The following is a 10817-nucleotide window of genomic DNA, read 5'->3' on the forward strand; positions in this document are numbered from 1 at the left end:
TACTGAGACCGAGTCTCAACACAGATTCTAAGAGCCCAGCCGGACGAACGCAAGCACGTTTCCGCTCGGGAGTTTCTGAAGAGCCAAAACTAACTACCCCAATCGCTTCGCGGCCCAGGCCGCCAGCTTCTCACGGAAGATTTTTGCGTTGTGGCGGATGTCGACGGGCAGGCTGGGGTGAATCAGAAAATCGGTGATGCCGCGGGTCAGCTCGTGGCGCAGGCCCAGCTCGCGCAGTTCGCCGATCAAGCGCTCGCGCTCGGCGTGCGACATTCTTCGGCGCGGCTCGGCGACCAGGACCGCGCGTTGCCGGCCGCGATCTCCCACGCCGACCAGGGCCGAGCGAAACACGTCGGGATGCTGATTGAAGATCCCTTCGACCGGATCGGTGAACAGCGTGCCATCGACCGTTTCGACCCGATGGGCCTTGCGGCCACAAAACCAAAACCGCTGTTCGGCGTCGAAATAGCCGACGTCCCCCATCCGGTGCCAGACTCGATCGCCGTCGGCAATCTTCGACAGCCCGTTCCATTCGGTTCGCGTCACGTACCGCGTGGTGACGACCGGCCCGCGGACGATCAGCTCGCCGATCTGCCCCGTGGGCAAGACCTCGACCTCGTCGATCGACGCGATCGGCCCGTCGGTCATACGGATCGCGCGCCAGTCGATGCCCGGGAACTTGCGCCCCACGCAGGTCCCCTCGCCGCGGGCCCAGCGGGCCTCGGTCTCGCCCAACACTTCGCTGGCGGAAATCGTCGCCACGGGCAGCGCCTCGGTCGCGCCGTACGGCGTGTGCATCTGGCCACCCTCGGGCAGACACTTCATCATGCTCCGCAGCACCGCCGGCGGCACCGGCGCTCCGGCCGACAGGATGCGCCGCAGCGTGGTGAAGCGAATGCCGCGCGCTTCGCAGTACGGCCCCACGCGGTTCCAAATGGCCGGCGAGCCGAACGACTGGGTCACTTGCCAGTCGCGCACCGCCTCGACAATATTTGCCGGGTTCACCCGAGCCGGGCGCGTCGGGTTCATCTTGGGAATGACGGTCGTCACCCCCATGGCCGAATTGAACAGCGCGAACAGCGGAAAGCCGGCCAGGTCGACCTCGCCGGGGCGAATCTGGTACTGATCGCGAAGCTCGTCGACCTGTCGCGAAAAGTTGCCGTGGGTGTACAGCACTCCCTTCGGTGGACCAGTGCTGCCGGTGGTGAAGATGATCGCGGCCGGATCGTTCGGCCCGGTGGCGGCCAATTCGGCGCCCGACCAGGGCTCGCCCAATAGTGTGTCGAAAGTGATGCCGTCCCAAAACCAACAGCGCTTGCCGACCGTCACGTTGAACTTCGCGCGCGAGAATCGGCGGCGCAGTACGCGGCGAATGGCCTGGGCCAGCGGAATGGCGATGAACCCCTCGGGCTCGACTTCGGCCAGGCAATTGATCAGGTGCCGGCGTCCCATGCCCGGGTCGATCAACACCGCGACCGCGCCGGCTTTGAACACGGCGAAGACCAGACTGATGAACTCCAGCCCCGGCCGGACCAGCAACACCAACCGCGTGCCGGGCCGAACGCCCAGGCGTCTCAGGCCGCGGGCCAGCCGGTCGCTCTCCTGATCGAGTTCACGGAAGGTGATGGTCCGGTACTGGCGCTTGCCGGCGCGACGGCCCAGCGGCGCGGCCACGCACACCTGATCGGGCCACCGCTCGGCCGACTCGGCCAGCCGGGCCGCGATGTTGACGGTATCGGCATTCGACGTCTCGACGCCCGCCGCGCTCATGGCCGGCCTGCCTGGGCTGGCTCGCATGGTGCGACGGCTGGCGACTTGCCGGCGCGCTCGGCCACGTAATCGAGCACCAAGGCCGCAATGTCCACACCCGTCACGCGAGCCAAAGCACGCCAACCCGGCACCGCGTTGACTTCAATGGCGTACAACGTCCCATCGAGCCCGGGCAGAAAATCGACGCCGGCCAGATCGGCCCCAACCGAGCGCGCCGCGCGCACGGCCAATTCGGCGAGCGACTCATCGACATCGAACGATTCGCCCCGAGCGCCGCGGCTGATATTCGTCCGCCAATCGTCAGGGTTTACACGTCGCATGCCGAAGACCTGCTCGCCCAGGACGAACAATCGCAAGTCGTGGCCGTGATGCGGCACGAACTGTTGCAAGTAGATCACGGCACCCAAGCGTTCGAGCAGCGTGAAGCACCGCTCGGCCATCGCCGCGTCGTTGATGCGCGTGATGCCGCGCCCCTCGGCGCCGAACAACGGCTTGACCACCGCGTCATGCCCAAGCGACTCGAACGCGGCCAGCGCGTCGTCGGCCGTCTGGCAAGCGAACGTCCGCGGCACGGTCAGGCCGGCGGCTTGCAATCGCGCCGAGGTCAGGAACTTGTCGACGGCCGCTTCGATGGCGCGGGGACGGTTGAAGACGGCCACGCCCGTCGCTTCGAGTCGTTGTAGTAGGTCCATCCGCACGACGACTTGCTCAAGCGAACCTGGCGGCATGGTGCGGACCAGCACCGCGTCGGCCTGCGACAGGTTCACGGAGCCCGAGTGGACTCGCAGGCCAGTATCCTGCAACTCGCCACGCAACGTGGCGAACGGCGCGGCGACGAGTTGGTGGCGATTGGCGGCGGCGCGCTGCAAGTCGCGTAGATACCAGCTTTCGTCCGAACCCAAGAACACCAATCGCATGTCGCTTGCCTGAACGTGATTTCACTACGGAACGCGGTGAGGCGGATCGTGCCGATCAATGCTCGAACGACTGGGCGACCACCTCGGGGGCCAAATGCCCGAACCGATGCGACCGCCCCGTGGTCAGATTCTGAAACACGACGACAGCCGGACTGAATAGCAACGGATCGATGGCGTAAAAGTTCCGATCGTAGCGCTCGAACAACTCGGCGAACCGTGCGCCATGATCGCCGGACGAGGAACTGGGAACCTGTGGCCCGAGCGTGGTCAGCTCGTCGTCGCCGATCCCCTCGACCCAGAAAGTCACTTCGCCGCCGTATAGAATCGCGTCGTTCGTCCGGCCGATCGCCTTCAAGTCGTCGGCCGCCACCGGCGGCAGCGGGGCCTGGCCGGCCGCGCTGACGACTCGCCGCACGTCGCAGCCCAACTCGCCGAGCTTGTGCAGGCCGGTCTCGATGCTGCGCGCGACAATCTGCAAGCCACCGGCCAGGCTAGCCGTCGGCGCGACCAGCAGCGTGACGTTCGTCGTCGGCACCTGGCACGCCTCGGCGATCTGTTCGACGATTTCTACTGTGGGAAGCTGCCGCGTTTCGAGGACGCCGACGACACGTTCGGGGCGTTCGGTGTAGCCGATCTTCTCAAACAACGGCTCGCGCGCGGCGGCCGCCCGCATGGGTCCGGAACCCAGGGCGAAAAACTTGCCAGCTTTCAGCTCCCAGCCGGCGTATTGCGACGCCAGGCAGGCCGCCACGGGCTGGTCAGTGGTGACGGCAACGGCTTGCCAATGACTGAACGGCGTACGCCCCGGCACCAGCTTCACGTCGGCCAGATCGGCCAGGCAAATTCGGGCCAGCAGCAGTCCCGCCTCCAAGCCGCCGGGGACGTTAATGCCCAAATCGATGACCCGCGCGCCGCCGACGTACAACGACGCGTCACAGCGCAGGCGTTCGGCCTGGGCAACCAACTCGTCACACAACCGGGCTGAGCGTTCATTCAATGGAAAGGTCAAAGGAGCAGGTCCGTGGTGAAGAGTGTTCGGTAGGCGACTTGGGCAGGCTGGCAATCCTTGGCTGCGGTCGACGCCGCGAACGCCAAAACGGCAATCATCCGGTCTGTGCTTCGATTCTGCAATGGGCCTGCCGGCGGCGAAAGCCCGGGCGAGTAGATTATGCGACGCAGTTCGCGACCGGCTTCGAGATGCAATAAAATGGCGGCCACGACGTTGTACCAGCGACGCACCAACCCCTTTGCGCACCCAGGATTTTGCCATGAATGCGTTCGCAGCCCGGCTTCGACCGATCGCCCTGACGGGTTGTCTTGTGACGTTGCTCGTCGGTCTGGCGGCTTCGGCCAGCGCCGCCGAGCCAGCCCGCGCTGCTGACCCAGTGGGCGACACGATCAAGGAAGCTCGCAAGCTCAATCGCCAGGGGGACAATCAGGCCGCCATCAAGCTGCTGCGCGAAACGATCGAAGAGTGGCAAGTCAAAACCGAAAGCGACGCCAAGAACGCCGACGCCTTCTATCAGTTGGCGCGCCTGCAAACCGAGTTCTCACACGACGAGGACGCCCTGGCCGCAGTTGACCGGGCGATCGAGCTCGCGCCCAAGAAGGCGGCGTATGTCCGGCTGCGATCCCAGCTACTCGGCTACATGGACCGGCCGCAGGATGCCCTGGCCGCCATGCGCGACGCCGTCGAGCTAGCGCCGAAGAACCTGAACTTCAAGGACGAGTTGGCGAACCTGCTGCTCGATGCCGAGCGCTACGAGGAAGCCGAAAAGCTGTGCCGCGAAGTGCTGGCTGCCGAAGCCGACCGCGAGAAGACGACCATCGCGCTGGTGGTGGCCTTGCGTCACTTGGATCGGGCGCGCGAAGCGCTCGCGCCGATCGAGGCGCTGTGCGAAAAGGAACCCGACAGCTTTCAGGGACACGTGATGCGAGCCCTCGTTCTTGAAGACAACGGCGACCTGCCCAAGGCGTTCGAGGCCTACGAAACCGCGCTCAAGCTTGATCGTCAGGCCCAAGTCGTCGTGAGTCGATTGGTGGTTCTGAGCGAAGTGTTGCGTCGGCCAGCCGAATGCGACAAGTACCGGGCGATCATGCGAGCCTGGCACGATGAAGAAAAGATTCGGGACCACTACTTCGCCCGCGACGAGTTCAGCTTGGGGAACCAGTACTCGGTCATGGCCTATGAATACTACGAGCTGTCGGGGGACCAGGCGCTGCGCTATTGGTTCGACATTGCCGACCTGGAGAACGACACGGCGTTCCGGATCAGCCTGGGCTCGTACGCATTGACGAACGAGATGGCCCGCTCGACGGGCATGATCAAAGAGGGAGAGCGGCTGTATCATTTGGACCTGTACCGGGGCCGCCGGCACGAGACCTACGGCATGTTCGTCGGCGAGCCGAGCTACGGACAGACCCACAAGCTGGTGATTGGGGTGCTCGACGGCACACTCAAACCCTGGTCAGCCAGCGAACGTGCCGTGAAGCCAGGCGATGGGGCCACGATCGAGATGCCCAACGTGGAGAAGGCGCCGGCCGCCGACAAGCCGAAAGCCGAGCCAACGCCGGAAGGGAAGCGGATCAGCGCGTCACCCCAAGCGCCCGCCGAGGCCAAGTCGAAAGACGCACCCAAGACGGAAAAGCCCGATCCGAACGACGACTAACGGCGTTGAGCGCGGCGAAAGGTCGGCAGCGTGTCCGATAAACATCCCTCCCTTTCAGGGAGGGACTGAGGGAGGGTAAAGACGTCGCGGGCCGACAACGACGGCGTTCAGAACGCTGTTCTCCGAGCGCAATGCCCCTCGGCCTGCAGCGTGTTTATCCTCACCAGGTTCGCTGCGCTCCCGACCTCTCCCTGAAAGGGAGAGGTGTTGCGGCCTTGCCGCAAGTGGGGCTTGATAGCGATTGGGATCGATCAAGCTAATTTGCGTAGCCACGATTCCATGCGCGCCCCTAGCGTCGATTGCACGCCGGTGTAGACGTGATCGGCGCCGGCTACGACTGCCACGCGCACGTTCGGCCGATTCCGGGCTTCGAGCGCCTCGGGCATACCTTCGAACGCTATGCCCGGCAGTTCCGCCGTGCCGTACGTGACCAGCAGGGGCACGCTCACCTGGTCGACGAAGTTCAGAATGTTGTATCGTTCTTCGGGGCCGTACTTGTCCAGGTAACTGGCGGCCGAGAAGTAATAGGCCAGCGGATGCCGGACTTCGATTAGCGTTTGCCCTTGGCCACGGGCGACCAGATCAACCGCTTGTTGATACTCGGCCATGACTTCGGCGCTGCGCGGTGAAGCTTTGAACGTCGAGTGAGACAACCGCGGCGGCGAGAACGCGGCCACGCACGCTACCAGCGAGTTGGGCTCGCGAGCTTGCGTATAGATTGCCTTGACCGCCCCCAAGCTGTGACCGACCAGTCCGACGCGTTGCCAACCTTGCGCGGCCGCGAACGCCAGCCAGCCTGCCACGTCGTGGCGCGATTCATCGACCGACTCGAACGACGAACCAAACCAGCGCCGGCCATCGGTCGCGCGGGCCACGGTCACGCCGTCATGCCCGCGGGTGTTCACCCACAAGACCGGCACGCGCCACGACTGAAACGTCGAGGCCAGCCCCATCCACAGACTGGAGCTATAGAAGTTGCTGCCGGTGCCATGCAGACAGATCAAGCCATCGATCGGCAAGTTGGGGCCGGCGGAAGTATCGACCGGACGCATCAGCGCACCCGACAACATCAAGCCATCGGTCGCCTGCGTATCGACGAGTTCCACCAGCATAGAATTCAACCGGGTATCGTCGCCGGCGGGTGAAACCAAACGGGCGGCCTATGGACCGCGACTATTGCTGCGCGGGGCCGCTCAATTGGGCCAGCACTTGCAACACACCGTTCAGGTGGGCCAAGCGCGGACCAAAACGGTCGACGAACTCGCCCAAGAAAAACTCACCGTCGGCCAAGGCGTCGGCGTGGTCGTTCACTTCGTCGGTCAGAGATTCGAGGAACGACGTCTGCACGCGGCTCAGGCTTTCGGCCGCCTGGCGGCACTTCTGGGCCAGATCAGGATTGGCCGACTTCCACTGGTTCAGTTCCTGGGACCGCTGGCGATTGCTCGCGCCGAGCAGACCGACCAGCTCCTCGATCAGCTCGTTCTGCCGGTCCTGGGCCGACACCAAGTCGCGCAACAACCGGAGTTGTTCCGGCTCGAACCGGTCGGCGTGGGCCGGCGGCGCGGCGGGCGGAGTGGCCGTGACATCGACCGCGGGGAACAACGACGGGTGCGTGGGACGATCTTGCATCGTTGGCTGACCTTACGTCCTGATCGAGAGTGCCGAACTGAATCGCGCCAAACCGTTTCGCGCCGTCGGGTGCGGCCGAGCACGTCCAGTATGGCATTGCTCGGCGCGAATGTCGAGACGCTTGCGCTGCTATCGTCACAATTACACCCCGTGGGCTTGAGTGGAAATTGCCCAGAATTCACCGGGCAATTCGCGCGCCGGAGCGTGGTGCCACGGCCACCAGCACCGCAGCTAGCAGCGCATAGTCGCGCCGGCGACTTGAGTGTTAGCCGTAGGTTCAAGTCGCCGCGTCGGCCCGGTCGATTCATCCTGCGTAAGTCGGCCGGCGTGGCAGCAGGCCAGCGGTGCAACGCACCCAGGTCACGCCACGCCGCCGGACGCTCTGGCTCCCTCATGGGCCGGCGCCATTGTCCGAAAGCCGCAGGGAGGCGGTATGACAAAGTCCGACGCGGCCACCTCGTCGGCCTTCGGCTTCTTGACCGTGGTCGAACACGAGCAGCACGGCTTTTTCGGCGGCTATTTGCTGCTGAACGGCACGGGCCGGCCGATCGAGTTCCACTGCACGGCGCCGCTGCGCCCCAACCGGGCCCAGGAGATTCTCTACGGCCCGACGCTCGTGCCGTACCTGTTCGGCGAGCTGATTGGCCAGACGCTGGTGCAGCAGGCCGGCAAGCGTGCGGTGGTAATCTGTACCGATCAGGCAAATGTGCTAGCCTTGCAAGAGTTTGTCGACGCGCCGGTGTTGCTGGTCGAAGCCCTGGCGGACGGTCAGGGGCAGGCTAGCAGCGGCGAAATGTTGCGGATCGACGGCGCGCATGCCCAGCGGGGTTTGCGTCGGCCGTTCGCGCTGGGGGGTTACCAGGTCGCGCTCGCGCCGCAACGCACCGACGACGAAGCCCACATCCGGGTGGCGTTGGAACCGCTGCTCGAACGCGTCGATCTGGCCGAACCCTTCACGCGGATTCGCGAAGCGCTCGACGAGGCCCAGCGAGGCCAGCGATGAGCGCCGACGGCTCGCCCGCAACTCCGCACGTGTTGTTCAGCAGCCAGGAGTTGTGGCTGCCGCGGCCCGCGACCTTGGCGTTCAGTCAGCCACTGCTGGCCAGCGACGGGACGCCGCTGGTCACTAGCCCCAGGGTGGCACTCGCCGGGCCTGGCGCGGTTTCGATTCAATTGCCCCGGCTGCGGTTGAAAACTCGCAGCTACCGCTTTGCCTGTGGCGATGACAAGCCCGACCAGTTCGCCGCGCCGGCGAAGGAAGCGGCCGCCGTCGCGCCCGACCAGTCGGAAGTCGACACGCCGGCCAAGCCATTGGTGCGGCCGACGCGCATCGCCCCGCCGAACGACGTGATCAAGCTGGAAGATCGGCTGTTTTATTTGCTACAGCCGCCGCTTGAATCGGTGCTGGCCAGTCGCTCGCTCGATTTTCCGTTCCACCCGTTCCCGTACCAGTTGCAAGGAGTGGCGTTCCTGTACCCGCGCTACTCGGCGATGCTGGCCGACGAGATGGGGCTGGGCAAAACGATGCAGGCGATCACGACGGTGCGATTGTTGCTGCATGCCGGCGAGGTGCGGCGCGTGCTGTTGATTTGCCCCAAGCCGTTGGTCACCAATTGGCTGCGCGAGTTCGCCACCTGGGCGCCGGAAATCCCGGTGATGGCCATCGAAGGCGACGCCCAGCGGCGGCGTTGGCAGTGGCAGACGATTGATGCGCCCTTACGGATTGCCAACTATGAACTCCTGCCGCGCGATCACGAGTGGATTGCCGACGAGAGCAACCCGTACGATTTGGTGATTCTCGACGAGTCGCAGCGGATCAAAAACAAGGGGAGCACCACGGCCGAACTGGTGCGCGGCATTCCCCGCCGCCGTAGTTGGGCCCTGACCGGCACGCCGGTCGAAAACAGCGCCGAGGACCTGGTCGGCATCTTCGAGTTCCTGGCTCCCGGCTACTTGCGCAGCGACATGAAGCCGCGCCGGCTCGGACAACTGGCGGCCGATTACGTCTTGCGACGGACCAAGGACCAGGTGCTCGACGACTTGCCGCCGAAGATGTTTCGCGACGCCGACGTGGAGCTGAGCCCGGCCCAGCGCGAGACGTACCGCATGGCCGAAGAAGAAGGGGTGCTGCGGCTGACGCACATGGGCGAATCGGCCACGATTCAGCATGTGTTCGAGTTGGTGCTGCGGCTCAAGCAGATTTGCAACTTTGACCCGGCGACGGGCGAGAGCGCCAAGCTCGAACGGCTGGCCGCGGACCTGGAAGAAGTGGCCGAGAGCGGACGCAAGGCGATCGTCTTTAGCCAGTGGGTTGAAACGCTCGAAGCCCTCAATCAGGAACTGGGCCGCTTCGGCACGCTGCAATATCACGGCCGCATCCCGCAACGCGCCCGCGACGGTGTCTTGCAGCAATTCCGCGAAGACCCGCGGAAGCACGTGCTGTTGATGAGTTACGGGGCGGGGAGCGTGGGCTTGAACTTGCAGTTCGCCAGCTATGTCTTCTTGTTCGATCGCTGGTGGAACCCAGCGGTCGAGGATCAGGCGATCAACCGCGCGCATCGCATCGGCGCGGCCGGCCCGGTCACAGTGTGCCGCTTCTTGACGCTGAACACAATCGAGCAGCGGATCGATCAGGTGCTGCAAGAGAAGCGTGAGCTGTTCGACACGATCTTCAGCGACACCTCGGCGGGTCACAGCGCCGGGCTAACCCACGCCGAAATCTTCGGGCTGTTCCAACTGAAGTGCCCGACCGGGCCAATCCGCATGGCGGGGTAGATGTGCAGGCCATCGCGCCGTCGCCGACGTCGTCAGACTTTGGAGCACCGCGCGCGACTCAGCCCAAGTTCTTTCTGGTAGGTCAGGCCTTGGCCTGACGAAGTTGTGCGTACAATCGTGTCAGGCCAAGGCCTGACCTACGGCTGACTGATTGGAACTCTGGCCCAGTATCTCTTCGACCAGTTTGCGTGGCGCGCCGATGTCGGCTACGTGGACCGTGCCTAGGTAATGCTGGGCCTGTGGAGCGGCGAAGCCTTGCTTGGGGGCGACGAATGTGCAGGTGGCCATGGCACGGATCGTTTGCACCGCGGGCTGGCCGGTGTCGCAATCGAGGCCGCTCGGCAAATCGACCGCCAGGATCGGCAAGCCCGACCGATTCATCTGCTCGATGATTCGATCGAGCGGCGGGCGAGGCTCGCCGTGAGCCCCCACGCCCAATAGTGCGTCGACAATGCTTCCTGCGCCGGACAGAAACTGCGTGAACTCGTCGCCGGCGCTGGCGAACCATTGAATGTTCAAGCCGGCCTGCTCGATCACGGCCAGGTTCGGACTCGACTCGGGCGTTAACTTGGCCCGCTCTCCCACGACCGCCACGCGCACCTCCACGCCGCGGGCGTCGAGATGCCGAGCCGCGACGAAGCCATCGCCGCCGTTGTTACCGACACCGCAACAAATCGCCACCGGCGCTGACCAATTCAAGCGCGACCAGACATCGGCCACACCGCGCCCGGCGTTCTCCATGAGCACCAGCGTCGACAGGCCGAACTCTGCGGCCGCCCGGCGGTCAAGCTCGCGGACCTGGTCGCGTGTGAGAGGCATTTTTCAACACCCGTGCCAGGAGACAACCTTGAACCGCAAAGAAGACAGAAGGCATTTTGAAACGCAGAGTACGCTGAGGATCGCAGAGGAGGAATGGTCCCACTTCTTTCCCTGCGTTCCTCGGCGCTCTCTGCGATTAATCTCCCCGCATTTCCTTTGCGTTCTTTGCGTCTTTGCGGTTCAACGTATTTCAGTTCGGAGTTAACGAGCGAAACTAGTGCTCTGTCAAACTAAGATT

9 protein-coding genes are annotated in these 10817 nt (G+C 64.5%); 3 read left to right on the forward strand and 6 right to left on the reverse strand.

Annotation, left to right across the window (positions count from 1 at the left end; all coding sequences use genetic code 11):
• Positions 1–93: 93 nt before the first annotated feature.
• The 3 genes from JSS27_18440 to JSS27_18450 are packed head-to-tail and all read right to left on the reverse strand — an operon-like array spanning position 94 to position 3957.
• Positions 94–1797 carry an AMP-binding protein gene (locus JSS27_18440; protein ID MBS0210927.1) on the reverse strand — a complete coding sequence of 568 codons (1704 nt, stop codon included), beginning with the start codon at positions 1795–1797 and terminating at the stop codon, positions 94–96.
• On the reverse strand, positions 1767–2687 hold the full coding sequence (locus JSS27_18445; protein ID MBS0210928.1) for a RimK family alpha-L-glutamate ligase: 921 nt from the start codon (positions 2685–2687) through the stop codon (positions 1767–1769). The genes JSS27_18440 and JSS27_18445 overlap by 31 nt, the downstream gene beginning before the upstream one ends.
• A gap of 55 nt (positions 2688–2742) precedes the next feature.
• Entirely contained in the window at positions 2743–3957 is a 1215-nt protein-coding gene (locus JSS27_18450; GenBank protein MBS0210929.1) for a methenyltetrahydromethanopterin cyclohydrolase, read from the reverse strand.
• Here JSS27_18450 and JSS27_18455 point away from each other — a divergent pair.
• Positions 3956–5356: a tetratricopeptide repeat protein gene (locus tag JSS27_18455; protein ID MBS0210930.1), complete on the forward strand. Its 1401-nt coding sequence runs from the start codon at positions 3956–3958 to the stop codon at positions 5354–5356. The two genes, JSS27_18450 and JSS27_18455, sit on opposite strands and share 2 nt — an antisense overlap.
• Positions 5357–5607: 251 nt before the next feature.
• Here the strand turns inward: JSS27_18455 and JSS27_18460 are convergent, their stop codons facing one another.
• A complete protein-coding gene (locus tag JSS27_18460) occupies positions 5608–6477 on the reverse strand; it encodes an alpha/beta fold hydrolase (protein ID MBS0210931.1) in 870 nt (289 codons plus the stop codon).
• Positions 6478–6529: 52 nt separating this feature from the next.
• The gene (locus tag JSS27_18465; GenBank protein MBS0210932.1) at positions 6530–6874 is read right to left on the reverse strand and encodes a hypothetical protein; all 345 of its coding nucleotides are present in this window, start codon (positions 6872–6874) and stop codon (positions 6530–6532) included.
• 544 nt (positions 6875–7418) lie between these two features.
• Here JSS27_18465 and JSS27_18470 point away from each other — a divergent pair.
• Both JSS27_18470 and JSS27_18475 read left to right on the forward strand, forming a co-directional pair.
• Positions 7419–7988, forward strand: a complete 570-nt coding sequence (locus tag JSS27_18470; protein ID MBS0210933.1) for a hypothetical protein — start codon at positions 7419–7421, stop codon at positions 7986–7988.
• On the forward strand, positions 7985–9760 hold the full coding sequence (locus JSS27_18475) for a DEAD/DEAH box helicase (GenBank protein ID MBS0210934.1): 1776 nt from the start codon (positions 7985–7987) through the stop codon (positions 9758–9760). The genes JSS27_18470 and JSS27_18475 overlap by 4 nt, the downstream gene beginning before the upstream one ends.
• A 120-nt stretch (positions 9761–9880) precedes the next feature.
• On the opposite strand, the gene JSS27_18480 is transcribed toward JSS27_18475, so the two are convergent.
• The gene (locus tag JSS27_18480; protein MBS0210935.1) at positions 9881–10579 is read right to left on the reverse strand and encodes an NAD(P)H-hydrate epimerase; all 699 of its coding nucleotides are present in this window, start codon (positions 10577–10579) and stop codon (positions 9881–9883) included.
• Between the last annotated feature and the right edge of the window lie 238 nt (positions 10580–10817).

Source organism: Planctomycetota bacterium, from assembly GCA_018242585.1.
In the GTDB taxonomy this organism is placed as follows: domain Bacteria; phylum Planctomycetota; class Planctomycetia; order Pirellulales; family PNKZ01; genus JAFEBQ01.